This window comes from Azoarcus sp. KH32C, assembly GCF_000349945.1.
Classification (GTDB): Bacteria; Pseudomonadota; Gammaproteobacteria; order Burkholderiales; family Rhodocyclaceae; genus Aromatoleum.
The window spans coordinates 959,837-984,196 of the sequence record NC_020516.1; the positions used below are offsets into that span (position 1 = coordinate 959,837).

At 62.9% G+C, this 24,360-nt stretch carries 24 protein-coding genes; 11 read left to right on the forward strand and 13 right to left on the reverse strand.

Features of this window, described 5'->3' with window-relative positions; genetic code table 11:
• Positions 1-40 precede the first annotated feature (40 nt).
• The 3 genes from prfA (at position 41) to grxD (ending at position 2,389) form a co-directional block, all read left to right on the forward strand.
• Complete coding sequence (gene prfA, locus AZKH_RS04350; RefSeq protein WP_015434525.1) at positions 41-1,120, forward strand: peptide chain release factor 1; 1,080 nt, start codon at positions 41-43, stop codon at positions 1,118-1,120.
• Position 1,121: 1 nt separating this feature from the next.
• Complete coding sequence (gene prmC / locus AZKH_RS04355; RefSeq protein WP_015434526.1) at positions 1,122-1,964, forward strand: peptide chain release factor N(5)-glutamine methyltransferase; 843 nt, start codon at positions 1,122-1,124, stop codon at positions 1,962-1,964.
• A gap of 98 nt (positions 1,965-2,062) precedes the next feature.
• Entirely contained in the window at positions 2,063-2,389 is a 327-nt protein-coding gene (gene grxD / locus AZKH_RS04360) for a Grx4 family monothiol glutaredoxin (RefSeq protein ID WP_015434527.1), read from the forward strand.
• 19 nt (positions 2,390-2,408) lie between these two features.
• Here the strand turns inward: grxD and AZKH_RS04365 are convergent, their stop codons facing one another.
• The 5 genes from AZKH_RS04365 to argH form a co-directional block, all read right to left on the reverse strand.
• Positions 2,409-3,497 carry a nucleotidyltransferase family protein gene (locus tag AZKH_RS04365; RefSeq protein WP_041656837.1) on the reverse strand — a complete coding sequence of 363 codons (1,089 nt, stop codon included), beginning with the start codon at positions 3,495-3,497 and terminating at the stop codon, positions 2,409-2,411.
• Between the two features lie 10 nt (positions 3,498-3,507).
• Complete coding sequence (locus AZKH_RS04370; protein ID WP_015434529.1) at positions 3,508-4,371, reverse strand: HprK-related kinase A; 864 nt, start codon at positions 4,369-4,371, stop codon at positions 3,508-3,510.
• A gap of 35 nt (positions 4,372-4,406) precedes the next feature.
• Positions 4,407-4,709, reverse strand: coding sequence for a hypothetical protein (locus tag AZKH_RS04375; RefSeq protein WP_015434530.1), 303 nt, complete (start codon positions 4,707-4,709; stop codon positions 4,407-4,409).
• A 21-nt stretch (positions 4,710-4,730) separates the two neighbouring features.
• Positions 4,731-5,507: a hypothetical protein gene (locus AZKH_RS04380; RefSeq protein ID WP_041655898.1), complete on the reverse strand. Its 777-nt coding sequence runs from the start codon at positions 5,505-5,507 to the stop codon at positions 4,731-4,733.
• 331 nt (positions 5,508-5,838) lie between these two features.
• Complete coding sequence (argH, locus tag AZKH_RS04385; RefSeq protein ID WP_015434532.1) at positions 5,839-7,257, reverse strand: argininosuccinate lyase; 1,419 nt, start codon at positions 7,255-7,257, stop codon at positions 5,839-5,841.
• A gap of 195 nt (positions 7,258-7,452) precedes the next feature.
• On the opposite strand from argH, the gene AZKH_RS04390 reads away from it, so the two are divergent.
• From AZKH_RS04390 to AZKH_RS04425, 8 genes are all read left to right on the forward strand, one after another.
• Positions 7,453-8,214: a LytTR family DNA-binding domain-containing protein gene (locus AZKH_RS04390; protein ID WP_015434533.1), complete on the forward strand. Its 762-nt coding sequence runs from the start codon at positions 7,453-7,455 to the stop codon at positions 8,212-8,214.
• A 157-nt stretch (positions 8,215-8,371) separates the two neighbouring features.
• Positions 8,372-8,743 carry a hypothetical protein gene (locus tag AZKH_RS26150; protein ID WP_051071640.1) on the forward strand — a complete coding sequence of 124 codons (372 nt, stop codon included), beginning with the start codon at positions 8,372-8,374 and terminating at the stop codon, positions 8,741-8,743.
• A gap of 88 nt (positions 8,744-8,831) precedes the next feature.
• Positions 8,832-9,941, forward strand: coding sequence for a polysaccharide biosynthesis/export family protein (locus AZKH_RS04400; RefSeq protein ID WP_015434534.1), 1,110 nt, complete (start codon positions 8,832-8,834; stop codon positions 9,939-9,941).
• Positions 9,942-10,024: 83 nt separating this feature from the next.
• A complete protein-coding gene (locus AZKH_RS04405; RefSeq protein WP_255345700.1) occupies positions 10,025-10,633 on the forward strand; it encodes a YjbF family lipoprotein in 609 nt (202 codons plus the stop codon).
• Positions 10,630-11,412, forward strand: coding sequence for a capsule biosynthesis GfcC family protein (locus tag AZKH_RS04410; RefSeq protein WP_015434536.1), 783 nt, complete (start codon positions 10,630-10,632; stop codon positions 11,410-11,412). The genes AZKH_RS04405 and AZKH_RS04410 overlap by 4 nt, the downstream gene beginning before the upstream one ends.
• Positions 11,409-13,562, forward strand: a complete 2,154-nt coding sequence (locus tag AZKH_RS04415; protein ID WP_015434537.1) for a YjbH domain-containing protein — start codon at positions 11,409-11,411, stop codon at positions 13,560-13,562. The genes AZKH_RS04410 and AZKH_RS04415 overlap by 4 nt, the downstream gene beginning before the upstream one ends.
• Positions 13,562-14,029: a low molecular weight protein-tyrosine-phosphatase gene (locus AZKH_RS04420; protein WP_015434538.1), complete on the forward strand. Its 468-nt coding sequence runs from the start codon at positions 13,562-13,564 to the stop codon at positions 14,027-14,029. Before AZKH_RS04415 ends, AZKH_RS04420 begins: the two co-directional genes overlap by 1 nt.
• A gap of 23 nt (positions 14,030-14,052) precedes the next feature.
• Positions 14,053-16,293, forward strand: coding sequence for a polysaccharide biosynthesis tyrosine autokinase (locus AZKH_RS04425; RefSeq protein WP_041656845.1), 2,241 nt, complete (start codon positions 14,053-14,055; stop codon positions 16,291-16,293).
• A 102-nt stretch (positions 16,294-16,395) separates the two neighbouring features.
• On the opposite strand, the gene AZKH_RS04430 is transcribed toward AZKH_RS04425, so the two are convergent.
• The 8 genes from AZKH_RS04430 to AZKH_RS26660 all read right to left on the reverse strand — a co-directional run bounded on the left by AZKH_RS04430 (position 16,396) and on the right by AZKH_RS26660 (position 24,249).
• Positions 16,396-17,583, reverse strand: coding sequence for a glycosyltransferase family 4 protein (locus AZKH_RS04430; protein WP_015434540.1), 1,188 nt, complete (start codon positions 17,581-17,583; stop codon positions 16,396-16,398).
• Between the two features lie 10 nt (positions 17,584-17,593).
• Positions 17,594-18,730, reverse strand: coding sequence for a UDP-N-acetyl glucosamine 2-epimerase (locus AZKH_RS04435; RefSeq protein WP_015434541.1), 1,137 nt, complete (start codon positions 18,728-18,730; stop codon positions 17,594-17,596).
• A gap of 9 nt (positions 18,731-18,739) precedes the next feature.
• Positions 18,740-19,867, reverse strand: a complete 1,128-nt coding sequence (locus tag AZKH_RS04440; RefSeq protein WP_015434542.1) for an NAD-dependent epimerase/dehydratase family protein — start codon at positions 19,865-19,867, stop codon at positions 18,740-18,742.
• A gap of 4 nt (positions 19,868-19,871) precedes the next feature.
• A complete protein-coding gene (locus AZKH_RS04445; RefSeq protein WP_015434543.1) occupies positions 19,872-20,918 on the reverse strand; it encodes a polysaccharide biosynthesis protein in 1,047 nt (348 codons plus the stop codon).
• 59 nt (positions 20,919-20,977) lie between these two features.
• Positions 20,978-21,460, reverse strand: a complete 483-nt coding sequence (locus AZKH_RS04450; RefSeq protein WP_172642453.1) for a YdcF family protein — start codon at positions 21,458-21,460, stop codon at positions 20,978-20,980.
• A gap of 88 nt (positions 21,461-21,548) precedes the next feature.
• Positions 21,549-22,400, reverse strand: a complete 852-nt coding sequence (locus tag AZKH_RS04455) for a glycosyltransferase family 2 protein (protein ID WP_041655904.1) — start codon at positions 22,398-22,400, stop codon at positions 21,549-21,551.
• An 81-nt stretch (positions 22,401-22,481) separates the two neighbouring features.
• Positions 22,482-23,042 carry a DapH/DapD/GlmU-related protein gene (locus tag AZKH_RS26655; RefSeq protein WP_015434546.1) on the reverse strand — a complete coding sequence of 187 codons (561 nt, stop codon included), beginning with the start codon at positions 23,040-23,042 and terminating at the stop codon, positions 22,482-22,484.
• A 52-nt stretch (positions 23,043-23,094) separates the two neighbouring features.
• Complete coding sequence (locus AZKH_RS26660; RefSeq protein WP_083902987.1) at positions 23,095-24,249, reverse strand: glycosyltransferase; 1,155 nt, start codon at positions 24,247-24,249, stop codon at positions 23,095-23,097.
• Positions 24,250-24,360: the final 111 nt, after the last annotated feature.

A 24,360-nucleotide genomic window follows, 5' to 3' on the forward strand; every position in this document is an offset into this window, starting at 1 on the left:
AAGGGGTCGCCCGTCGACGCGTCTTCGGCTACTGAAAACGATGAAGCAGAGCATCCGCGACAAGCTCGATTTCCTGACCTCTCGCCTGACCGAGCTCGATCGCGAGCTGTCGTCGCCCGAAGTCGCGGCCGACATGGACAGCTTCCGTGCGCTGGGACGCGAGCGGGCCGAGATCGAGCCCGTCGTGTCGCTATACGGCGCCTATCGCCAGGCCGAGGAAGACTGCGAGAGTGCGCGCGGGATGCTCTCCGATCCGGAATTGCGCGAGCTTGCCGAGAGTGAGCTCGAAGAAGGTGCGGCACGCATCGCATCGCTCGAAGGCGAACTGCAACGGGCGCTGCTGCCGCGCGATCCCAATGATGACCGCAACCTCTTCCTCGAAGTCCGTGCCGGCACCGGCGGGGACGAGGCGGCCCTGTTCGCCGGCGACCTGTTGCGGATGTATACGCGCTACGCCGAACGGCAGCGCTGGAAGGTCGAAGTCGTATCCGCGAGCGAATCGGACCTCGGCGGCTACAAGGAAGTAATCGTCCGCGTGCTCGGCGCCGGAGCCTATTCCAAGCTCAAATTCGAGTCCGGCGGACATCGCGTACAGCGCGTGCCCACGACCGAGACGCAGGGGCGCATTCACACCTCGGCCTGCACGGTGGCAGTCATGCCGGAGGCGGACGAGATCGAGGCCGTGAACATCAATCCGGCGGACCTGCGCATCGACACCTTCCGTGCCAGCGGTGCGGGGGGGCAGCACATCAACAAGACGGACTCGGCGGTCCGTATCACTCACCTGCCGACCGGGATCGTCGTCGAATGCCAAGACGACCGCTCGCAGCACCGTAACCGGGCCCAGGCGATGTCGGTGCTCGCCGCGCGCATCCACGACATGCAGCTGCGCGAGCAGCAGGCCAAGGAGGCGGCGACCCGCAAAAGCCTCGTCGGCAGCGGCGACCGTTCCGAGCGCATCCGCACCTACAACTTCCCGCAGGGCCGCGTGACCGACCATCGCATCAACCTGACGCTATACAAGCTCGACGCGGTGATGCAGGGCGAGATCGACGAGCTCGTCCAGGCGCTGACGGCCGAACACCAGGCCGAACAGCTCGCCGCCCTGGCGAACGACTGACATGGCTGTCGTCGATCCCGTGCCGGACGTCGCAGGTGCCCTCAAGTGGGCGCGTACGCACATCGTGCTCGCCGAGGCCCGCATCCTGCTGCGGTATGTGCTGCAGTGTCCCGCCTCCCGGCTGATCGCGTTTCCCGAGGCGGTCCTCGGAGTGGCGGAGTGGGCCGAGTTCCGGTCCCTCGTCGAGCGGCGCGAGGCGGGCGAACCGATCGCCTACCTGACGGGCGAGCGCGAATTCTTCGGCCGCTCCTTCCATATCACGCCGGCGGTGCTGATCCCGCGCCCCGACACGGAACTCCTCGTCGAACTCGCGATGGCGCATTTCGGCGACAAGCGGGGCACACGCGTGCTCGATCTCGGCACCGGGAGCGGTATCCTCGCGATCACGCTGATGCTGGACTTGATCGAGGCGGACGTCACCGCGGTGGACCGCTCGCGCGAGGCCCTGCTGGTCGCGATGGCCAACGCGGCGCGTCTCGGGGCCAGCGTGTCCTTCGTGCTCGGCGACTGGTTCTCGGCGCTGGGCGAGGAGCGCTATCACCTCATCGTCGCCAATCCTCCCTACGTCGCGGCGGCGGATCCGCATCTGGAAGAAGGGGATGTCCGCTTCGAGCCGGCGACGGCGCTGGCATCCGGCCCGCAAGGGCTGGACGACTTGGCGGCCATCGTATCGGGCGCCCCGGCCCATCTGGAGCCCGGCGGTTGGCTCTTCCTTGAGCATGGCTACGATCAGGCGGCGGCGGTGCGCGGTTTATTGACCGACGCGGGCTTCTCCGCGATCGCGTCGTGGAAGGATCTGGCCGGCATCGAGCGGGTCTCGGGCGGCCAGTGGCTGGGGCGCTGACCGTCCCCGCAGATACGCACAGTGCGGTGCTGTTGACTGCACCGCGGGCAATGCCTAAAATTTTCCGACTTAATTACTCAACTTTTGAGGCGTACGCCATGAACATCCAGGAAGTCATTCGCGAACAGGTTGCCGGCAATCCCGTCGTGCTCTATATGAAGGGGACGCCGCAGTTTCCGATGTGCGGCTTCTCGGCGACTGCCGTGCAGATCCTGAAGAACCTCGGCGTTTCCGACCTCTTCTCGGTGAACGTGCTCGAGAACGACGACATCCGAAACGGCATCAAGGAATACGCCAACTGGCCGACGATCCCGCAGCTCTATATCAAGGGCGAGTTCATCGGCGGCTGCGACATCATGCGCGAGATGTACGAGAACGGCGAACTGCAGTCGATGCTCGCCGAAGCCGGCGTCGTCACGAAGTAAGACCCCTGCCGCCGCCTGCTCAGGCGGCACCGGCGGCGCTGCCTTCCGTCTTCCTCATCCTCGCGGCAGACTTGTACAGCAAGTGTCGCGCGAGAAGGTGGGGAGGCATGCGCAGCCAATGGGCGCGCAAGTAGATCGCGCTTCGCGCGATGAGCGCCCCGACATCCCCGCTTACCTCGTTGTCCGGCCTTAGCGCTCGGGCATAGAGCCCGTGAAGGAGCGGCGACGCACGCGTTCCGGCTCGAAGTCGTTGGACGGTCTCGGTCGGGACAGGACTGCCGATCAGCCGCTGCGCGAGCGTCAGACCCAGCGCCGTCGGCGCGGCGAGCCCGAGCTCCGTCGCGGCGGTCTCCACGCGCAGCCAGAAGTCGGGCGCGCGCGCGCCGTCCCGAATCAAGCCGTCGATGTCGAACAGATCCCGCAGTCCGTTCGGAAGCTCGCCGTCGTGCACGAGGTGCACGATGCTGTGGATGAGCAGGTGCTCGGGGCGTGGGATGCGGATCGACGGGAAGCCGTCGAGCGGTCTCGCGGACTCGATGATGTGACGCGCGTCTGGCGCATGGCGCGATGTCAGCGGCAGGATGGTGTGATGGACGTCGAGGACGGTGCCGCGGCGCACGTTCACCATCGGCGGCAGTTCGTGCATCCATTGCCGGTAATAGCGCTGGTCGTAGGCGTCGTTCTTGCCCGAAGTCCAGCCGGCGATCATCAGCCGCAGTTCGACGTCGCCAATCGTTTCACGGGGTACGAGGATGTCGATGTCGCCAAAGAGGCGCCCGTGGCTCACGGGGTGATCCGACATCGCATAGGCGGCGCCCTTGAGTAGCACGGCGGGTATTCGCAGGGCCGCCAGCGCACGCTGCAGGCAGTGGATTTCCCAGCGGACCGACTGGCGCTGGCGCTCGCTGAGTTGGGCGACGGCGTCGAGGTGGCGCTGCGGGGCTGGTGGAAGCGGGATGTTCGCCTGCCGCAGGCGAACCGCCAGAAGTCCGAGCAGGTTGGCGGCCCGCCCGCTGGCGATCAGTGCCGACCAATCGCCGTCCGCGAGTCGGCAGGCGCGAGCCGGGTCCTTGAGGACCTCGATCAGCGGTGGGGCGGAGGCGTTCATCGACATCGGGTCAGCCGCCCGTGATGGCATCGATCAGGTTCAGCGCGCGCTCGGTCGAATCGTAAGCAATCTCGAAGCAGCGCGCCCCGTCGAGCATCGCGCACAAGGCGCGAAAGCCGGTTTCGCCCATGCGGTCGCGGTTGAAAGACTGCTCCGCGATGCGGGCGAAAGCTTCCGCTCGGCCGATTTCGTCACACCAGGGATCGGCGTCGGCGACATAGCGCGGAAAGACGACCCAGCGGCAGCGCGCGGTCTTTTCGGCCTTGGCGCGCGATTGGGGCGGGGGCGCAGCATGGGTGACAGTGCCCTTGCGCGTGTCCTGGTAGACCGGTCCGAGCGTCGCGCCGGGGAAGGCGCCGACGATGTCGATCGACGCGTTCTTGAGGCAGATCGGGCGCGGGTTCGGATGCAGGCGGGCGGTTTCGGGATCGAGTATCGCCAGCTCGTCGGAGAGGAGCCGCCAGTCCTTCAGAAAGGTCAGCGCCGCGCACAGCGTGCTCTTGCCGGCACCGGGAAACCCCGGCATCACCAGGGCGTCTGAGTCTCGCGCGACGACCGCCGCATGCATCACGAGATAGCCGAGCGGTCGCGTGGCGAGACACCAGTTGAGTCCCCATTCGAACAGCGCGGCGGCCTGCGCCGCCGGAAGCGGCAGGAAGGGCTCGTTGTGGTCGAGCAGGAACTGGGCTTGCGGCCGGAGCCAGCTGCGCACCCCGGCCCCCCGCGCGATGCGGACGTCGAAGTCCGTGAAGGTGTCGGCGCGCCCGGTCTCGACGGCGTCGGGGTAGAAGAAGTCGACATGCGCGCGAACCGACCCGAACGGCGAGCGGAGTCGCAGCGTGACGGGGGCGATTCGGAGGGTTGTGTCGATCAATGCCGTTGCCTCGTCGATGAGGGGCGAGGCCAGTTTTACGCATCCGTCAGGATTTCACGCTGTACCAGTTCACGGATCACGCCGATCACGGTTGTTTCCGTGTCGGTGGTGCGGGATCCGGCGTCGGTGAGATGGTGGACGAGTTCCGCCGTATCCTCCTGGCCCGTCGTGACGATGCGCCGGACGACTTCGTGCGCGAGGGGCGACACGATCCAGTAGTCGCCGGAGTTCCGATCGAAGACGACGGCCGCACCGTCGCCGTCCCACGCGGGCGAGAGAGCAAGGGATCGCCCGGGGTACGGGCGGATCGACGGTCCCGGTGGCAAGGGTGTGGCCAAGCGTGAGGTTGCGACAGGCGGTTACTTGCCCTTCTTGCCGCCGCCGGTCGTCGTTGTGGTGGTGCCGGAGCTGTTGGTGCTGGTTCCCGCGATCGTGCAGACGGATACGAGGTCTGAGGTGAAATCGTAGGTCTGTGTGATGAAGGCGATCACTTCGCTCTCGGTCATGCCGGTGTTGCCAGGGCAGGTCATCGAGGAAGGACAATAGGTGCCGGTGGTCTTTAGCGCATTCCACATTTCCAGAACCTGCCAGCGCTGGATCGGATAGCTCGCGAAGGAACCACCGCCGTTCAGCCATGCGGCAATCAGGTGGCTCATTAGCACGCCGCCGGAAAAGTTGGCCGGAAAGGCCAGGATGGCCCACAGGCTGGTATTGGAAATGGCTCCCGGCAGGATGCTGCTGACCAGGGTGCCCGGCTGGCCGATGACCGACGCCGGATCCAGTATCGAGTGCCCGTTGTTGCAGCCGAGAGAGTCCGTGAGCCCAGTATTGAAGGTCGGTGGAGTGGCGCCGGCCGGCCACTTGGAAAGCGTGTCCTGAAGCTTCCAAACCGTCGGCGAATTTCCGCCGGTACAGGTCACGCTGGCAGGCTGAGCGCTGAGATTGCCACTGATGGCGGCCGACGGGCTTTGACAGCTGACGGCGCCGAGCGCGGTACGTGCCTGGACGGAGAGGAACACCCCCGCACCGCCCGCGGCGGCGCCGATGAAGCCACGCCGGGACCGCACGCTCAAGGGGGGCGTTGCGGCATCGGGCGCTTCAAGCGCCTCTTGGCCGGGCATCGGATTCTTATTCATGGGCATCTCGTTTCCCGTTTGCAGCATCGGTGCGTAGAACAGGCATGGTCTGCTGAAGCCTCAGCAAGATTGGTGCCGCTTTTTACAACATTGCAGATGCCTGTTTTTAAGGTAATTTTTTGTCTGCTGATACACGCGTACTTGGAAGTGTAAGAATCGCCGACACTTCCGGATGGAATGCGCTTCTGGGGCGCACGTTTCCAACCTAGCTCAGGCGAAGGGCCCGAACAAGCCGTTTGTCATGGCCTTCGTGAATTGATTCATGCGGGAGCGTTCGGTGCGCCGGACGGCGCACCGAGGGGGATGCCGCCGGGCGGCGGCATGGACAGCTTTACTGCAGGGCGGCGCGGGCGCGTGCGACAGCGGCGCGGACCTGTTCGGGGGCGGTGCCGCCGATGTGGTTGCGCGAGGCCAGCGAGCCTTCGACGGTGAGCACGCCGAATACATCGTCCTGCAGGCGCTCGGGAGCTCCCGGCACGTGCGCCATCGCCGCCCGCAGCTCGTCGAGCGAGAATTGCGGCAGGTCGCAGCCCTTCACGTCGGCGGCGCGGACCGCCAGGGCGACGGCTTCGTGGGCGTCGCGGAAGGGTAGGCCCTTCTTGACGAGGTAGTCGGCGAGATCGGTCGCGGTCGCGTAGCCCTGCTTCAGCGCGTCGCGCATCGCATCGGCCTTCACGCGGATGCCGGTGATCATGTCAGCGTAAATGCGCAGCGTGTCGATGACGGTGTCCGCCGTGTCGAACAGCGGTTCCTTGTCTTCCTGGTTGTCCTTGTTGTACGCAAGCGGCTGGCCCTTCATCAGCGTCAGCAGCGAGATCAGGCTGCCGTTGACGCGGCCGGTCTTGCCGCGCACGAGTTCGGGGACGTCCGGGTTCTTCTTCTGCGGCATGATCGAGCTGCCGGTGCAGAAGCGGTCGGCGAGGTCGATGAAGCCGACGCGCGGGCTCATCCACAGGATCAGTTCCTCGGAGAAGCGCGACAGGTGGGTCATCAGCAGCGACGACGCAGCGCAGAACTCGATCGCGAAGTCGCGGTCGCTGACGGCATCGAGCGAGTTGTAGCAGACTTCGTCGAAGCCGAGCTCCTGCGCGACGAATTCGCGGTCGATCGGGTAGCTCGTGCCGGCCAGCGCGGCGCTGCCCAGTGGCAGGCGGTTCACGCGCTTGCGGCAGTCGGCGAAGCGCTCGGCGTCGCGGCGGCTCATCTCGAAGTAGGCCATCAGGTGATGGCCGAAGGTCACCGGCTGGGCGACCTGCAGGTGGGTGAAGCCCGGCATCGGCGTCGCGGCGTTGGCTTCGGCGACGTCGAGCAGGTTCTTCTGGAAGTCGCCGATCAGCGTGAGGATCTGGTCGATCGCGTCGCGCAGCCATAGGCGGATGTCGGTCGCGACCTGGTCGTTGCGGCTGCGGCCGGTGTGCAGGCGCTTGCCGGCGTCGCCGACGAGCGCGGTGAGGCGCTTTTCGATGTTGAGGTGCACGTCCTCGTCATCGAGGTTCCAGCCGAATTCGCCGCGCTCGATCTCGTCGAGGATCTGCGCCATGCCGCGCTCGATGTCGGCGAGGTCCTGCGCGCCGATGATGCCCTGGCGGGCGAGCATCTTCGCGTGCGCGAGCGAACCGCGAATATCCTGGCGCGCCATGCGCTGGTCGAAGAACACCGAGGCGGTGTAACGTTTGACGAGGTCGGAGACCGGTTCGGTGAAGCGGCCGGACCAGGCCTTGGCGGGCTGCGAGGAAGTGGTGTCTGTCATAATGTCCGTCTTGCGATGACTGCGCCGTGGCCGACCGGGCGAAGGTCGCGCAGTTCCAGCCGCGGGCGGGGTGCGCCATGATGGCCGCGCGTGCGGTCAACTGGCGGAAAAGGCCGAAAGTATAAAGCAAAAGCCGGGGGACTTCCGGCGGGCGTCCCAGGGCTGCGGGTGCGCGAAACAGGGGGAAAGGTGGCGATGAACGAAGGCGTGTTGCGGGTGGTGATCGTCGATGACGAGGCGCCGGCGAGGGCGCGCCTGCGCGATCTGCTGGGGGACGTCGCGGCGACCCAGCCGACGGTGCTGGCCGGCATGGCGGCGAACGGCGTCGAGGCGCTGCGGCTGATCGAGGCCGGCGAGGTCGATGTCGTGTTGGCGGACATCCGGATGCCGGTGATGGACGGGGTCGAACTTGCCCGCCACCTGGGACGCCTGGAGCGGCCACCGGCCGTGGTCTTCACGACGGCGTACGACCAGTACGCCGTGCAGGCCTTCGAGTTGGCGGCGGCGGATTACCTGCTGAAACCGGTGAGGGCCGAGCGACTCGCGGAGGCGCTTGCGCGGGCGCGACGCAGCCTGCGGCCGGCCGATGAGGCCTTGCAGCGCATTGCACCGGGCGCGCGCCAGCATTTCGGCGTCAGCGAGCGCGGGCGGATCCTGCTCGTGCCGATCGCCGAGGTGTTGTTCCTGCGTGCCGAGCTGAAGTATGTCACCGCGCACACCGCCGAGCGCGAATACCTGCTCGACGAGTCCCTGGTGCAACTCGAAACCGAATTCGCCGGACGATTCCTGCGCATCCACCGCAACTGCCTCGTCGCGCGCAGCGCCGTCGTCGGCGTCGAGCGCGCCGGCGAGCAGGAAGGCGAGGCGCACTGGGAGATCTTGCTCGCCAATGATGCCGGGCGCCTGCCGGTCAGCCGCCGGCAGTGGCCGACGGTGAAGCAGGTGCTCGGAATCTAGGCGGTGGATCGATTCGCGGTCCGGATATGCTCTTCATTTTTAAAGAGATATAGGCCGATGTACTTGTCGTTGTAATGTTATTTGCCTTGCGGCATGCGTATGGATTTAGTACTCTTGCAAGTTGAAATGTACAAATTCTTGCAAATAGGGAGCGAGCATGAAAATCGTTTTCAGTGCTGTTCTTGTCGGGTTGATTGGCATCACCAACGCATACGCCCAGGATCAGGCAGGAGCCCAAGCGGCGCAGTCTGGGGCGGCGTCGGCCAGTTCGGCTGGGTCTGCGGGTTCGGCGGCGGGAACTGAAGCAGCGGCGGGGGCTGAAACGGCCGCAGGGGCTGCGGCGTCGGAAGCCGCATCGGCCGCCGCCATATCCGGCGAGTTGGCGACCGCCGCTCAAGCGGTCGGACTTGCGGGGCTCTCTACCACGAGCCTCGTGGCCATCGGTGCCGGTGTCGTCGCGGTTGGCGCGGCTGCCGGCGGCGCTGCGGGCGGAGGCGGCGGCACGACCGGTACGACCGGTACGAGATAAGCAGCGCCTTCATATTGCTACGCCAATCACCCGCCGATTTTCAGGGCGGGTGATTTTGTTTCACGCATCCCTCCGGTAGTTTCCTTTCATGCTTCGCGTCTCGGTTGTTCTCCCGGCACTTGTCGCCGGCGTGTTTCTTCACGGCTGTGCGTTTGCTCCTGGCCAGTATCTCGATACCGCGCAGTTTGCCGGCGAGCAGTCTCCCGAGAATGCGCGGGTGGAGCTGGTGTCCATCACGCCCAAGCTCCTTGCAATACAGGAGGCCGGACGCAAGGCGGACCAAGTGCCTCGCGCCCTGTTGGACTACTCCCCGGATTCGTATCGCATCGGATCTAACGATGTTCTGCACATCACCGTGTGGGATCACCCGGAGATGACCGCGCCTTCGGGGCCGCAGCAAACGCTGGAAGCGAATGGCCGGGTCGTGCGGCCGGATGGAAGTCTGTTCTACCCTTATATTGGCGAAATCAAGGCCGCCGGCCTGACGATAGAGGAATTGCGAGCCACCATTGCGCGGCAGTTGACGAAGGTCGTCACGAAGCCCCAGGTGGACGTCGCGGTCATCAAGTACGCGAGCCGCAAGGTGGTGCTGTCCGGCGCGTTCAACGACACGACCCAGCAGCCCATCACGTCGGTGCCGCTCACACTGCTCGAGGCGGTCGGCAAGGCCGGCGTCAAGACGCTCGACGCGGACTTGTCCAGCCTCATCCTGAAGCGTGATGGACGCGAATACCGCCTCGATCTCGATGCCCTCAATCGCAACGGCGCGAATCTAGATGGCATTAAGCTGAAAGATGGCGACCAGATCCATCTCGCCTATAACGATCGCCGCCGCGTCTATGTCATGGGCGAAGTCGGCCAGCCGCGTGCCCTGCCGTTCAAGACACGCGACCTTAACCTCTCGGACGTCATTGGCAGTGTTGGTGGCCTGCGCCAGGAAACCGCCGACGGCAAGGCGATCTACGTGATCCGCGGCGTCGAGGATCTCGAGCGCGACACCGCCAAGGTGTTCCAGCTCGATGCTAAGTCGCCGGTGGCCTTCGTGCTCGCAGAGCGCTTCATGCTCCAGCCGCAGGACGTCGTGTTTGTCGGGCCCGCCGGGATCACGCGCTGGAACCGCTTCATCAGCCAGTTGCTGCCGTCTGCCACTCTCCTAAGAACGGGCGTTGGCATCGAAAACGACATTCGCGTCCGCTAATCGGCTTCGGCATCTTGGTTCCCTATCGTGTTCCGGTTGCGGCGTTGTTTGCCGCAGGCGCGCTGAGCGCCTGCTCGCCGCTCATGCGTGGCGCAGTCGACACGTTTCGTGCGAGTGTCGCGTCCCCGCCGGAACTCAACGTGAAACGCGACGACGTCATGGCACGTCCGCGTTATCAGCTCCGGCTCGATAGCCCCTTCGGTGCGGCAGTGATGGTCCTCGGGCGAGTCACCGGATCTGAAGAGTACTGGGTAACGTCGAGCCGGCAGGTGTTCGTCATCGAGCACGGTCTCATTCGGCGTAGCGCTGGTTTTCCCGAGAATCTGGAAGGGACGCGCTTCATCGCCGAATCCGGGCAGTCACCCGATCCTTTTGTGGCTGGTCTGCATCGTATCGGAACCGACACCTACAGCACCCGCGAAGTCGATTGGATGCCCGGCTATCGCTACGGGGTGCGCATCCGCTCGCGTTTTCAACGCGTCGGCATCGAGGAGCATGAAATTCTCGGCGAGCGGCGAAGCTTGCTCCATATCGACGAGCATCTAAGGGGTGAGGGCACCGGCTTCGAGGCGACCAACCGCTACTGGGTCGATCCGCAGGATGGTTTCGTCTTCATCAGCGAGCAATCGCTGTTTCCGGGCCTCAGCGTCCGGCTTACCCAGTTGCGCCCCCGCCGGGAGGCGTCGCGATGATGCGTACGATCCAGCAACTTTTCTTCGTGTTGGTGATGCTGGTCGGGGGAGGTGCCTCGGCGCAGGTCGCGGTGGCCGTGGAGGGCAGGGTCGCGCATCCGGGAGTGCTGGCACTGACGGGGCAGGCGAGGCTACTGGACGCGCTGCGTGCGGCGGATGTGCAGCCGGATGCCTATCTGCTCGGCGCGGCGTGGCTCCATCGGGATGCGATCGCCGCGCAGCGCGAACTCAAGGTCGGCCTGCTGTTCGATCTGGCGGTGGTGGAGCAGGCCGCGCGTCTCGAAGGCAAGGCCGACCTCGGTGAGCTCGCCGGGCGTCTGGCCGACCGAGTGCGTGCCCAGCCGGTCACCGGGCGCCGGACCGACACGCTCGATCCGGTGCGGGTCGAACTCGAGGCGCGCAGCAATCGCCGACTCGGCGACGGCGATCGACTCGTCTTTCCCTCCCGTCCAGTCGACGTGACCGTCACCGGCGCGGTGCAGGCCGACTGCGTGTTGCCCTTCGTCGGCCTGCGCTCGGCCACGCAATATCGTTCCGACTGTCCGCTGCATCCTCACGCCGACCCGGACTGGCTCTACATCGTCCAGCCGGACGGGCAGGTCCTGCGGCGCGGCGTGGCGCTGTGGAACCAGGATCGCGACCAGGCGCTCGCACCCGGGGCGCGTCTCGTCGTGCCGTTGAGCGGAAAGGCGCTCCGCGGCCGTGCTGAAGGTCTGAACGAGGAGCTTGCCGGTTTTCTTGCTACGCAGCCGGTTCCTTCAGCGGAGAGCGCGCGATGACGCGCTCGCCGCTCGCCGTCGCCCTGGCCCTCGCCGGTGCATTCGCCGGTGCATGCGCCGGAAGCGCCGGCGCGCGTGCCGGAGACGCGCTTCCGGCGGGCCCGATGCCGGTAACCGGCGATTTCGGCGGCATCGGCCTGCTGCAGATGCCATCGGCGCGCATGGCCGAGGCGGGTGAACTCGCCGTGTTCTACAGTCGCGTCTCGCCGTATGGCCGATTCGGTTTCACGCTGCAGCCCTTCGATTGGCTGGAAGGCACCTTCCGTTACGCCAGCATCTACAACCGCCGCTATGGTCCGGACGCGCTTAGCGGCAACCAGAGCTTCAAGGACAAGGCCTTCGACCTCAAGCTGCGCCTGCTCCAGGAGGATGCGTTGTGGCCTCAGGTCTCGGTCGGCGGACGGGACATTGCCGGAACGGGCCTCTTCTCCGGCGAATATGTGGCCGCGAGCAAGCGTTTCGGGGACCTCGACCTCAGTTTGGGCATGGGCTGGGGCTACGTCGGCAACGCGGGCCGTGTCGACAATCCCCTGAGCTGGATCGACAAGCGTTTCGATGTCCGCCACGATGGTACGCAAGGCGGGCAGGGCGGCGAATTCAACGCCCGCAGCTGGTTCCGCGGCCGTGCATCGTTGTTCGGTGGCGTGCAGTGGCAGACGCCTGTCCCCGGCCTACAACTGATGCTCGAATACGACGGGAACGACTACCGCAACGAGCCTCTGCACAACCGTCAGGAGCAGGCGTCGCCGTTCAACGTCGGCGCTATCTACCGGCTGTCGGACTGGATCGATGTCCGTGCAGGCTGGGAACGCGGCAATACCGCGATGATCGGCATCGTCATCCATTCCAATCTGAGCCGGCGCAGCGCGCCGACCAAGCTCATGGATCCGCCGGCGCCGCCATTGCGCAAGACGCCGCCGCCGAGCCCGGCGTCCGAGGCCGGCCAGGACTGGTCGCAGGTCGCCCGCACGCTCGAAGACAACGCCGGCTATCGCGTCAGCCGGATCGCGCGGCGCGAGCGCGAGATCGTAGTCGAAGGCGAGCAGACGCGCTATTTCCACGCATCGAAGGCGATCGGTCGGGCCGCGCGCATTCTCGACGCAAACGCCGCAGGCGATGTCGACTGGCTCACCGTCGTCGACACGCGCTACGGCATGCCACTGACCGAAACGAGCATCAAGCGCGACCGCTTCCGCGACGCCGCAGGGCAGGATGGCGATGCCGAGGCGCTCGAAGATCTGCGGCGCACCGTCGAACGCATCGCTCCGTCGCCGCACGTGGACCGCGAGCTTCATCGCGCCAGCGCGTCGCCGCTCACCTACGGTGCCAGCGTCGGCTACCGCCAGAACCTGGGCGGGCCAGACAATTTCATCCTGTACCAGTTCAATGCCAACTTCGACGCCGAATACCGGCTGAGCCCCGGCACCTGGGTGGCCGGGCGGATCAGCGCCAACCTGCTGAACAACTTCGACAGCTTCGATTACACCGCGCCCAGCGGGCTGCCGCGCGTGAGGACCAATCTGCGCGAGTACTGGACACGCTCGGACGTCATCCTGCCGTATCTGCAGCTCGGCCACGCGCGCCGGCTCGACCAGGATCTATACGGGATGATGTATGGCGGCTTGCTCGAATCGATGTTCGCGGGTGTCGGCGGCGAGCTGCTGTACCGGCCGATGAACGAGCGCTGGGCGCTCGGTGTCGACGTCAATGCGGTGAAGCAGCGCGGGTTCGAGCAGGACTTCAGCCTGCGCGACTACAGGACCGTAACTGGCCATGTCACTGGTTACTACCGCGGCGTCCACGACGTATTGGCCAAGGTCAGCGCGGGGCGGTACCTCGCTGGCGACTACGGCGTGACGCTGGACCTGTCGCGCGAATTCTCCAATGGCGTGCGCTTCGGCGCCTGGGCGACCGTCACCGACGCGTCCAAGAAGGCCTTCGGCGAAGGCAGCTTCGACAAAGGCATCTACATCTCGATCCCCTTCGACGAACTCATGACCACATCGACGATGCGTCGCGCCGATCTCGCCTTCGCTCCGCTCACGCGCGACGGTGGCGCGCGTCTCGACCGCGCCTTCCCGCTGTTCGAGCTCACCGAAGGCCGCAATCTCGACCTGTTCCATCAAAATTTCAGCAAGATCATCGAGTGATGCCGAACGAGCCTTTCTTCAAACGCATCCTGGTCGTCTGTGTCGGCAACATCTGCCGCAGTCCGACCGCCGAGCACATCCTCCGCCAAGCGCTTGAAGGCAGCGGCTGCACGGTCGAATCGGCTGGGCTGGCAGCGCTCGTCGGCAAACCGATCGACCCCACCGCGCTCGAAATCCTGACCGGGAAGGAGCAGTCGCCCGCGCCGCACGCCGCACGTCAGGTTACCCCGGCGATGCTCGCGCAGGCCGATCTGATCCTGGTCATGGAAAAGCGCCACCTGCAGGATATTGTCGGCGCTGTGCCGCAGGTTCGCGGCAAGACCTTTCTGCTCGGAAAGTGGCTCGGCGATGCAGAAATCCCCGACCCCTTCCGCAAGGATCGCGACGCCTTCGAGCACGCCTATGTCCTCATCGATCAGAGCGTGACCGCCTGGGCCCGCAAGATATGCCCGACCGTCAGCGCCTGACCGCCCTCCTATACCGAAACTTCATGAAGCCCGCACCCATGCCGCAGCAACAGAAACTGGCACCTCAGATTGCCGAAGACGATGACGAGATCGACCTGCTCCGCCTTTTCGGCACGCTCGTCGATCACAAGTGGCTGATCGGCGGTGTCACCGCGGCCTTCTGCGTCGCCGGCATCGCCTATAGCACCCTCGCGACGCCGATCTACCGCGCCGACGCGATGGTCCAGGTAGAGAAGAAGGCGGCCGGCATTCCCGGCCTGTCCGATGTCGGCGAAATGCTCGGCAAGGAGTCGAAGGCCCTCACGGAAATCGAACTCATCAAGTCGCGTTCCGTTATCGGCAAGGCCGTCGATAACCTCAGGCTCGACGTCATCGCGCAACCGGTACGGCTGCCGCTGCTCGGAAAGTGGTTCGCGCGCCGCTTCAAGCCTTCCGCGGCGGGGGAAGTGTCCGAGGCCCGCTTCGGCCTGAGCAGCTATGCGTGGGGAGGAGAGCGGATCGAACTGTTCCGCTTCGACCTCCCGTCCTACCTGATCGATCGCGATCTGGAACTCACCGTCGGCGAGGATGGCCGCTACGCCGTCGTCGACGACGACGGTGCGCCGCTTCTCGAAGGGCGGGTCGGGGATGAAGTGCAGTCCGGTGAAATCCGCATACTCGTCAGCGATCTCGCCGCGCGCCCCGGGACACGCTTCCGGCTGCGTCGCGCGGACCGCATCAAGACCGTGAGTGATTACCAGAAAAACGTTGAGGTCAGCGAGCGCGGCAAGGATACCGGCATCATCGCTCTGGCGCTCGAAGACAGCGATCCGCGCCGTGCCGCCGAGGTCCTGGACGAAATCAGCAAGCAGTTCGTGCGCCAGAACGTCGAGCGCATGTCAGCCGAGGCAGCGAGCAGCCTCGAGTTCCTCCGTGGCCAGTTGCCGCAGGTGCGCAAGGAGCTGGAAAAGGCCGAGTCCGCGCTCAATGCCTATCAGACCCGCTCGCGCACCGTCGACATCAGCATGGAAGCGCAGGCCGTGCTCAACCAGACCGTTGCGCTCGAAACGCAGATCTCGACCCTGCGGATGCAGCAGGCGGAGATGGACCGCAAGCTCACGCCCGAGCATCCGCGCTACCAGGCCCTGGTCAGCCAACTCGCCGAGCTCACGCGCCAAAAGGCCGCGCTCACAGGCAAGATCCAGAACCTGCCTGAAACCCAGCAGGAGGTGTTGCGCCTCGCGCGCGACGTCAAGGTCAGCACTGAAATCTACACTCTGCTGCTCAACAAGACACAGGAGCTCGACGTCGTTCGCGCGGGAACGGTCGGCAATGCACGAGTCATCGATTCCGCCGTCACATTGGCCGAGGCGGTCAAACCGAAGAAGGCCCTGATCGTGCTGGTTGCGACGCTGCTCGGCGCCATCAGCGGCACTGGCTTCGTGCTCGTGCGCCGTGCCCTCAACCCCGGTCTCGAAAGCCCCGAGGCCATCGAGCAACTCGGCCTTCCGGTGTATGCCGCGGTTCCCTTCAGCGAGCAGCAGAGGATCATTCTGCAGCACAGCCGACGCAGTGCCCCGGGGCGCCCGGCGGATATGTCGCTGCTCGCCGTCAGGCATCCGCATGACCTGGCCGTGGAATCGCTTCGCAGCCTGCGCACCAGCCTGCATTTCGCGATGCTCGAGGCAAATAACAACCGCCTCATGATTTCCGGTCCCAGTCCGGCGGTCGGCAAGTCCTTCATCTCCGCCAACCTCGCCGCGATCGTCGCCCAGGCCGGCCAGCGCGTGCTGCTCGTCGATGCGGACATGCGCAAGGGCCACCTGCACAAGCTGCTCGGCACCGACGCCGAGAACGGCCTGTCCGACCTCCTTGTCCGGCGCTGCGACCTCGCGACGGCAATCCGCGACTCGGCCGTCGAGAATCTTTCCTTCATCCCGCGCGGCCAGATCCCGCCGAACCCGTCGGAACTACTGATGCACGCGAACTTCACCGCCTTCCTCGACGAAGTCGGCAAGCAGTTCGACCTCGTCATTGTCGACACGCCGCCGCTGCTCGCAGTCACCGATGCCGCGGTCGTAGGACGCCACGCCGGCACCAGCCTCATCGTCACCCGCTTCGGCATGAACCCTGCACGCGAGATCGAACTGACGCTGCGGCGTTTCGCGCAGAACGGCATCGAGATCAAGGGCGCCATCTTCAACGGCGTCGAGAAGCGTGCGTCGGCCTACGGTTACGGTAGTTACCGTTACTACCAGTACGAATACAAGTCCGAGAAGGCGTGAGGAACCGAGGTTCTCGGTGACGGAGTGGGGGAGGTGCTGCTGCCGTTGGTCACGCGTGCGGTGATGCGGACGACGATTGAGTGCTTGGCGCGATGGTGGTACTCAACCAAGCGCCCCCACAATCTGCCGCACCGCCTGTTCAGCGGAAAACTGTCGCGCAAACAACTGCCGGCAACGGGTAGGGAGAGCGGGGTCCGCTTCGACCTGCTCCAACAACGCTTCAGCCAGCCTCACCAGTTCATTGACCTCGTTGCGCTCGCACACCTGGCCAACCTTCTCATCACGGACCAACGCCGCCAGATCATTGCCGCGGTTGACGTTGGCCAGCGCCGGCAAGCCACTTTGCATGTAGGTCAGGAATTTGCCGGGAATGTTATGCGACTTGTGGCGCGGGTCCAGCGCCACAATGCCGACGCTGCACTGCGCGTACAGGTCCGGAATCTCGTCGGGGTCGATCTCGTCGAAGAACACCACGTTCGTCAGCCCGCGTGTCTGCGCAGCGGCTTTCAATCGTGCGGCGTCGCTGCCACGTCCCACGAACAAGAAGCCGACATCGCTCCGTGGCCGCAGCCGTTCCGCCAGGTCGAGCAGGATGTCCATGCCTTGCGCCACGCCCATGTTGCCCGCGTACACGAAGACCTTGCGCCCGGCGAGCGGTGTATCGTCCACGCGAATCGTGCACCGGGCTTGCGCAGGCTTGTCCAGCCAGTTCTGCAGCACCTCCAGCGAACGGCCAGATTGTTGGCGCCACTTCTCGAAGTAGGTCAGGTTGCCCGGCGTCTGCACCCCGATCGCATCCGCCACCGAGTACTGGTAGCGCGCCACGGCATCAAAAAACCGGTAGGGCAGGCCGCGCCCCATTAGGCCCATGTCCACCGCCCACTCCGGAAAAATGTCGCGGACGATCAGGTAGCCCTTGCAGCCACTCGCGCGCTTCAGCGCGCTGGCCAACGGCCCGTGAAAAATCGACGGGGCGTACCACACCACGCCGTCCCATCTTTCCCGCGCCAGCGGGCTCTTGCGCACATTGCGCAGCATGGCGAAGGGCATCACCAGCTCACCCAGGGTGCGCCGCACATAGCCAATGTCCTTGGTGCGGGGGGCCCGCAGGCGGAGTACCTCCACGCCGCCGGTGTCCTCCAGGTGCCAGTCGTGATCCAGGTCAGCCGCGGGGAGCATCACCGTCAGCCGATGCCCTTGCCGGGCAAATTCCCGTGACAAATCCCGCAACTGCACCGCCCCGGACGTGCGCAGGGGAGGGAAAGTGTCAGCAATCAGTGCGATTCGCATCCGTGGCCGCTCAATATTTCTTCCACACCACGCGGTTCACGTAGTCCGTATAGCTGTGAATGATGCGCACCACCTTGTCGCTGACATTCGGCATGCCGTAGTCCGCCACCAGCCGCAGGCCACGCTCGGCGCCACGCGGCTGACTGTGCAAAATGGCCAGCCCTTGGCGCACCCGTTCCACCTCCAGCCCGACCATCATCACTGCCGCCTCTTCCATGCCTTCGGGGCGCTCGTGGGCTTCACGCAGGTTCAGTGCGGGAAAGTTCAGGATCGACGATTCCTCGTTGATCGTGCCGCTATCCGACAACACGGCCCTGGCGCGCATCTGCAACTTCACATAGTCGTGAAAGCCCAGCGGCTTCAGCAGGCGCACCAGCGGATGAAAGCGCGCCCCGGTCGCGTCCACGCGCTTTTGGGTGCGCGGGTGGGTCGACACCACCACCGGCAGACCATGGTCTTCGGCCACGGCATTGAGTACCTGCACCAACTTGGCAAAGCTACGGTCGGACTCGATGTTCTCTTCGCGGTGGGCGCTCACCACAAAAAACTGCCCGACCGACAATCCCAGACGCTCCAGTGCACCCGACGCCTCGATCCGGGGCAGGTAGTGGCGCAGCACCTCGTACATCGGGCTGCCCGTCTTGATCACCTGGTCGGGCGGCAAGCCCTCGCGCAGCAGGTAGTCGCGCGCGATCGTGCTGTAGGTGAGGTTGATGTCGGCCGTGTGGTCGACGATGCGGCGGTTCGTTTCCTCCGGCACACGCTGGTCAAAGCAGCGATTGCCCGCCTCCATATGGAAGATGGGCACCTTGCGCCGCTTGGCCGGGATCACCGACAGGCAACTGTTCGTGTCGCCCAACACCAGCATCGCCTCTGGCTGAACTTGGGCCAGCAGACCGTCCACCGCGGTAATGAGGTTGCCAATGGTGTTGGCGGCACCGGTGCTGCCTTCTGCACTGTTCAAAAAGAAATCCGGCTTTCGCACCCCCAGGTCGTCGAAGAAGACCTGGTTCAGCTCGTAATCGTAGTTCTGGCCGGTATGCACCAGCACGTGTTCGCAATGCGCGTCCAGCGCCGCCAGCACGCGCGACAGGCGAATAATCTCGGGCCGGGTGCCGATCACGGACATGACTTTAAGTTTTTTCATCTTCTTCCTTTACAACGGGCAGGCGTAGGTATCCGGCCGCGCCCGGTCGAACACTTCGTTCGCCCACAGCATCACCACCATCTCCTCGCTGCCGATGTTCGTGATGTCGTGCGTCCAGCCCGGCACGGTTTCGACAATCTCGGCCTTGTCGCCGCGCGTCACCAGGTCGTGAGTCTCACCGGTCTGCATGTGGCGGAACTTGAAGCGTGCCTCGCCCTTGATCACCAGGAACTTCTCGGTCTTCGTGTGGTGGTAATGGCCGCCACGGGTGATGCCGGGGTGTGCGGTAAAGAAGGAGAACTGCCCGCAGTCGGGTGTCTTCAGCATCTCGACGAACACGCCGCGCGCATCGCCGTGCTGCGGCACAGCGTAGGCGAAGGATTCGGGCGGCAGGTAGCTCACATAGGTGGCGTACAGCGCACGAACGAAGCCGGTGCCCACGCGCTCAGTCATCAGCGTGTCGCGGCTCGCGCGGAAGGTTTCGATCAACCGCGCCATCTCGCCCACCGTGGTGGTGTATTGCGGCGTCACCGTCGCAAAGCCCTCGGCATCCACCGCCGCATCGGCGCCGTCCATGACCTGGATGAAGCGCTCGACCACGTCGTCCACGTACACCAGCGTCACCGATGCCGCCGGCTCATTGATCCGGATGGGCAGGCCGCGCGCGATGTTGTGGCAGAAGGTCGCCACCGCCGAGTTGTAGTCGGGCTTGCACCACTTGCCGAACACGTTGGGCAGGCGGAACACGTGCGCCGCGGCCCCGGTGCGCGCCGCAAAAGCCTGCAGCGCCACCTCTGCCATCCGCTTGCTGGTGCCGTAGGGGTTGTCGCGCGCCGCCTGGATCGACGACGTGTAGACGATCGGCAGCAGTTTACCGCGCGCCTGCATCTCCGCGTCCACCGCCGCGACCAGTGCCGCGGTCAGTTCGGCATTGCCGGTCAGAAACGCGCGCGGGTCCTGCGGGCGGTTCTCGCCCGCGAGGTGAAACACGAAGTCCACCCCCTGCAGCAGGCGGGGCAAATCGGCCACCGCTTGCGCGCGGGTGAAGCACATCACCTCCACGTCCTTGCGCTCGGCCAGATGCTGCCGCAGGTTCTTGCCGACAAAACCGTTGGCGCCGGTGATCAGGACCCTCATCGCCTCAGCACTCCTCGACCGCCGCCGCTTCACCGCGCGCAATGCGCTGCATGCCTTCCAACTTCAGCAGCAGCTTCGTCATGCCCTCGATATCCAGGCGCGTGGTGTTGTGTGAGTTGTAGTCCTCGCCGTGCGTGGTCTGCGTCAACTTTGCCTCGCCTTCGTCCACGAACTTGGCGTAGTTCAGGTCGCGCCCGTCGGGGGGCACGCGGAAGTATTCGCCCATGTCGTCGGCGCAGGCGCGCTCCTCGCGGCTTAGCAGCGCCTCATACAGCTTTTCGCCGTGGCGGGTGCCGATGATGTGCACCGGGTGGTCCGGCTTGCCCATCAAGCCGGTGATCGCGCGCGCCAGAGTCTCCACCGTCGTGGCCGGCGCCTTCTGCACGAAGATGTCGCCGTTGTTGCCATGCTGGAACGCGTACAACACGAGGTCCACCGCATCGGCGAGCGTCATCATGAAGCGGGTCATGGTCGGGTCAGTGATCGTGATCGGCTTGCCCGCCCGCACCTGCTCCACGAACAGAGGAATCACCGAGCCGCGCGATGCCATCACGTTGCCGTAGCGCGTGCCGCAGATCGTAGTGCCAGTGCCTTCCAGATTGCGGCTGGCGGCCACCATCACCTTCTCCATCATCGCCTTGGAAATGCCCATCGCGTTGATCGGATACACCGCCTTGTCGGTGCTCAGGCACACCACGCGCTTCACCCCGGCCGCAATCGCGCCATTGAGCACGTTTTCGGTGCCCAGCACGTTCGTGCGCACGGCCTGCATCGGATGGAACTCGCATGACGGCACCTGTTTCAGCGCCGCCGCGTGGAACACGTAATCCACCCCGCGCAATGCGCTGGCGACGCTGCGTTCGTCGCGCACGTCGCCGATGTAAAACTTCAGCTTGGCGTGGTTGTAACGCTTGCGCATGTCGTCCTGTTTCTTCTCGTCGCGGCTGAAGACGCGAATTTCGTCAATATTCGTATCCAAAAACCGCTTCAGAACGGCATTACCAAACGAGCCGGTGCCACCAGTAATCAACAACGTCTTGCCTGAAAACATAAGCCAATCCCAAAATATCGCCGTACAGACATACGCCAATACATCAAAGCGCAAAATTGTCAATACCGCATGCGGTAGTAAATATAGGCCAAAGGTTCCCGAAACCAGAACATAACCACGCGAAATACATAATCTAGGTCAAAGCGATGAATCAACCGGCTTTGGCGCAAATAGACAGAACCTGCAAGGCCGAGGCGATTTCGCAAATAACGAAGTCGGGGCATATGCAAAGCGTCACTAACCACAATCGCAATGCATCTTGAATCTCCGGCCAATTCGCGCTCCACCGCCTGCATTTCCTCAAAGCTGTTCGCTGTGCTCGGCCATTGCTTCAACAACAAATCGGGCACCCCGCACTGCCTCATGACCTCAACCCGGTCAGGGACAAACCGCTCCTGATTGCCCCCGGTCAATACCACTCCTTCGCGTCCATGTCCCATGTGGAACAGGTCACAGGCTATGTTCAATCGCTCCCCGGCCACGCCGCCGCCAAGAACAACAATAAGGGGGGCAAGTTCATCCAACCCATCCTCGCCTTCCATGAACAAACCAGCCGACCCCCAGCATCCGATCAACACGAGGCAGGCAAGACACAGACTTCCACGGAAATGGCGACAAATAGTCATAAAGCTATTTCTTTACTCCGGCAGTAGCGTCTGACGAAAACAACTTCATTTCGAGATACTTGATATCAATAAGCAGCGGATACCAAAGCGCCTGCAAGAAGTGGTAAATGAACGCTGGCATGCCTTCCAGAAAGCCTCCCGTCAAAACATAACGGTAGAAGAAATAGAAAAACGGCCGGATCAAAGGCGGCATTCGATTCCACACCTTGTAACGCAACCACCGCTTGCGTTGCGCCTGGGTACCGAATAATTTGGCGTCGATTTCCTGATAGCCCGCAGCATCGCGGGAATTGAACAACTCTACGGCTTCACGCGTGGCATAGCCGTTGTGCTTGGCAATCCAGTCACTCACACCTTTGCGGTCTTCATGCATGAAATCCTCGCGCAAGCGACCGGTTTTGCCATCGACCACCAGGTGTTCGTTAACGGCCCGGTCCTCGCAGCGAGCCTTGCCATGCCGGAACAGCCGCAAAATCCAGGTCGGGTAATAACCCCGGCGAATCCAGCGCCCCATCCAGATCAAGCGCCACTTAATAAAAAAGCCGTTCTCTTCCGGCGAGCGCGCTACCAGCGCTGAGATCTCCCGCTTTAGAGCATCCGGCAACCATTCATCAGCATCCAGAAACAAAACCCATTCACTGCGAATTGGCAAACGATCGATCGCAAAATTTCGCTGCTTGGCGTAATTCTCGAATTTGTGCTGTACGAACACACAATCGAATTGCCTAGCCACCAACTCCGTCTGATCCGTGCTGAACGAATCGACGACAAACACCTCGTTCGCCCAACCCTGAACGGAAGTCAGGGCCTGGGCGATATTCTTGTCTTCGTTGTAAGCAAGAATGACTACGGACACGCCGTCCTGCCTCAGTTCAGAAACATCTCGCCCAAAATATGCCATATGCAAAATTATTGTCTCGAATTAATACAAAACAACCTAAGCATCAGCTCCTCTGACCAACTCCCTCCTTTTAATGGGAACACAGGGATGCCCAACACAAATAGCATCCTCCGGGAGGTCCTTAACAACCACGCTGCGCGCTCCAATGACTGCCATCCTCCCAATGCGAACACCCGGGCCGATATAAACATCTGCGCCGACAAATGCACCGCTACCAATTTGTATTTGACGGGTTACTAATCCAAAATACGGATCAGTATAATCATGCGATCCTGTATTTAAGTTTACGCCATATGATATCGATACATAGCTGCCAATATTAACAATGTCTAGATTGTAAACCAACGTATCAAAATCAATTGAAGAGCGCTCACCCATCCGTAAATTCCATGGCATATAGACAACCGCATTGGATGATATATAACAATTTTTCTCTACCGCTGCCCCAAACAAATTCAACAAAAATACCCGCAATTGTTTTGACGGAGAGTATTTAAATAGGGTTTTTTGGATAAGCAGCCAGAGGGCTAAGCGTAATTTTGTGGCTATGCTAAACGAAGGTCTCGAAGGCTTTAAAGAAATTTGCTCGCTTTTCATATAAACTCCGATGCCACTAAGCCTAAATAACAGAGCCCATCGCTGCCAAACATTAGTCAAGCCGAACACAAGACGGAATTTCCCCGCCATCAATTAGCCATCTATACACGCCAGACATCTCCTTTGCGATTCGATTCCAAGAAAAGTCCGATAGCATCCAATCGTGTCCGCGCCTTCCCATCGCCATAATCGAGTCTTCAGCCATGGCCAAGGCGTCGTCCAGGCACTCCACCAAAGGATTAACACCCACATCAATCCACCACCCAGCTTTTCGCTCCCTCAGTCCTTCCCAAGGCGCCCCTTTTGTCACAATTACAGGAGTTCCGGCGGCCAATGATTCGGCCACGGTCATCCCAAAGTTTTCTGAAAAGGTCGGCAAAACAGTTAATGTCGCATCTCGATAAGCGGCTAGTTTTTGCGAACCATACAGCGGTCCATGGAATGTCACCCGGCCAACATTCAATCGAGCTGCAAGGCTTTGCAGTTCAGCCAAGTATCCATCAGCATCAGGGCCAATGATCTGCAAGTCCCAATCGGGGTAACGTCTGAAGACTGCCTCCCATGCCCGCAACAGATTTTCCAGGCCTTTGATTTTGTGAATTCTTCCAAGAAACAATAGGCGCTTGCGCTCCCCGGTTGATCGCTTTATCAAATCCGGCACATCTATGCCGTTTGGCAATACGCAGACCGGTTGTTCAAAGCCGCTGTTTCTTATATCTTGATATTCGTTGTGAGCCGTTGCATGAAAGCAATTCGCCTGTCGTATGGCTCTATTTTGATATGTGTGCCAGAAAAGCCTCTTTTGCCACTTATTGATTCTTAATGCAACATCCGACAACGTGCCTCTGGGAGAGACTATCAATGGTGACTTATTGCCACGTCGAATCAATCCAGAATACACGTTCGGCATCATCCATAAGCTGTGATTATGGAAGACTTTCCGCCCGTCGGTCCTGGCTTGCCCTTGTAGCCATTTATACATTTCCGGAGAACGGCCAAGGCGTTTAGGGCCCTGCCCCAAAGGAAATAACTTTAAAAATGGCCGGTTGCATTTTGTAGGATGCCAATCTAATGCCGCCAATGTTACGTCGTGACCCTGAGCCGTCAATGATTCACATAGGCGCACCACAGAATAGGAAGGTCCGCCAGCGTCCTGAATAACTGAAGGTATGGTGTGAACGGTGGAAACGTAAAAATCTTCAATCATCACGCGTGCCCGCTCAGGGAAAATATCAGAGCCAAGACGCGCCGGGGGCAGCAAAGATGGCATGGGTCTAGCGACGTCATATGCATTTTCAATGTCAACATTGCAGAGAAG

What these genes read in the sequence shown, in the direction of transcription:
- prfA (WP_015434525.1), top strand. Translation starts at nt 41, where the DNA reads ATGAAGCAGAGCATCCGCGACAAGCTCGATTTCCTGACCTCTCGCCTG.
- prmC (WP_015434526.1), top strand. Translation starts at nt 1,122, where the DNA reads ATGGCTGTCGTCGATCCCGTGCCGGACGTCGCAGGTGCCCTCAAGTGG.
- grxD (WP_015434527.1), top strand. Translation starts at nt 2,063, where the DNA reads ATGAACATCCAGGAAGTCATTCGCGAACAGGTTGCCGGCAATCCCGTC.
- AZKH_RS04365 (WP_041656837.1), bottom strand. Translation starts at nt 3,497, where the DNA reads ATGAACGCCTCCGCCCCACCGCTGATCGAGGTCCTCAAGGACCCGGCT.
- AZKH_RS04380 (WP_041655898.1), bottom strand. Translation starts at nt 5,507, where the DNA reads ATGAATAAGAATCCGATGCCCGGCCAAGAGGCGCTTGAAGCGCCCGAT.
- argH (WP_015434532.1), bottom strand. Translation starts at nt 7,257, where the DNA reads ATGACAGACACCACTTCCTCGCAGCCCGCCAAGGCCTGGTCCGGCCGC.
- AZKH_RS04390 (WP_015434533.1), top strand. Translation starts at nt 7,453, where the DNA reads ATGAACGAAGGCGTGTTGCGGGTGGTGATCGTCGATGACGAGGCGCCG.
- AZKH_RS26150 (WP_051071640.1), top strand. Translation starts at nt 8,372, where the DNA reads ATGAAAATCGTTTTCAGTGCTGTTCTTGTCGGGTTGATTGGCATCACC.
- AZKH_RS04400 (WP_015434534.1), top strand. Translation starts at nt 8,832, where the DNA reads ATGCTTCGCGTCTCGGTTGTTCTCCCGGCACTTGTCGCCGGCGTGTTT.
- AZKH_RS04405 (WP_255345700.1), top strand. Translation starts at nt 10,025, where the DNA reads ATGCGTGGCGCAGTCGACACGTTTCGTGCGAGTGTCGCGTCCCCGCCG.
- AZKH_RS04410 (WP_015434536.1), top strand. Translation starts at nt 10,630, where the DNA reads ATGATGCGTACGATCCAGCAACTTTTCTTCGTGTTGGTGATGCTGGTC.
- AZKH_RS04415 (WP_015434537.1), top strand. Translation starts at nt 11,409, where the DNA reads ATGACGCGCTCGCCGCTCGCCGTCGCCCTGGCCCTCGCCGGTGCATTC.
- AZKH_RS04420 (WP_015434538.1), top strand. Translation starts at nt 13,562, where the DNA reads ATGCCGAACGAGCCTTTCTTCAAACGCATCCTGGTCGTCTGTGTCGGC.
- AZKH_RS04425 (WP_041656845.1), top strand. Translation starts at nt 14,053, where the DNA reads ATGAAGCCCGCACCCATGCCGCAGCAACAGAAACTGGCACCTCAGATT.
- AZKH_RS04430 (WP_015434540.1), bottom strand. Translation starts at nt 17,583, where the DNA reads ATGCGAATCGCACTGATTGCTGACACTTTCCCTCCCCTGCGCACGTCC.
- AZKH_RS04435 (WP_015434541.1), bottom strand. Translation starts at nt 18,730, where the DNA reads ATGAAAAAACTTAAAGTCATGTCCGTGATCGGCACCCGGCCCGAGATT.
- AZKH_RS04440 (WP_015434542.1), bottom strand. Translation starts at nt 19,867, where the DNA reads ATGAGGGTCCTGATCACCGGCGCCAACGGTTTTGTCGGCAAGAACCTG.
- AZKH_RS04445 (WP_015434543.1), bottom strand. Translation starts at nt 20,918, where the DNA reads ATGTTTTCAGGCAAGACGTTGTTGATTACTGGTGGCACCGGCTCGTTT.
- AZKH_RS04450 (WP_172642453.1), bottom strand. Translation starts at nt 21,460, where the DNA reads ATGGAAGGCGAGGATGGGTTGGATGAACTTGCCCCCCTTATTGTTGTT.
- AZKH_RS26655 (WP_015434546.1), bottom strand. Translation starts at nt 23,042, where the DNA reads ATGAAAAGCGAGCAAATTTCTTTAAAGCCTTCGAGACCTTCGTTTAGC.
- AZKH_RS26660 (WP_083902987.1), bottom strand. Translation starts at nt 24,249, where the DNA reads ATGATTGAAGATTTTTACGTTTCCACCGTTCACACCATACCTTCAGTT.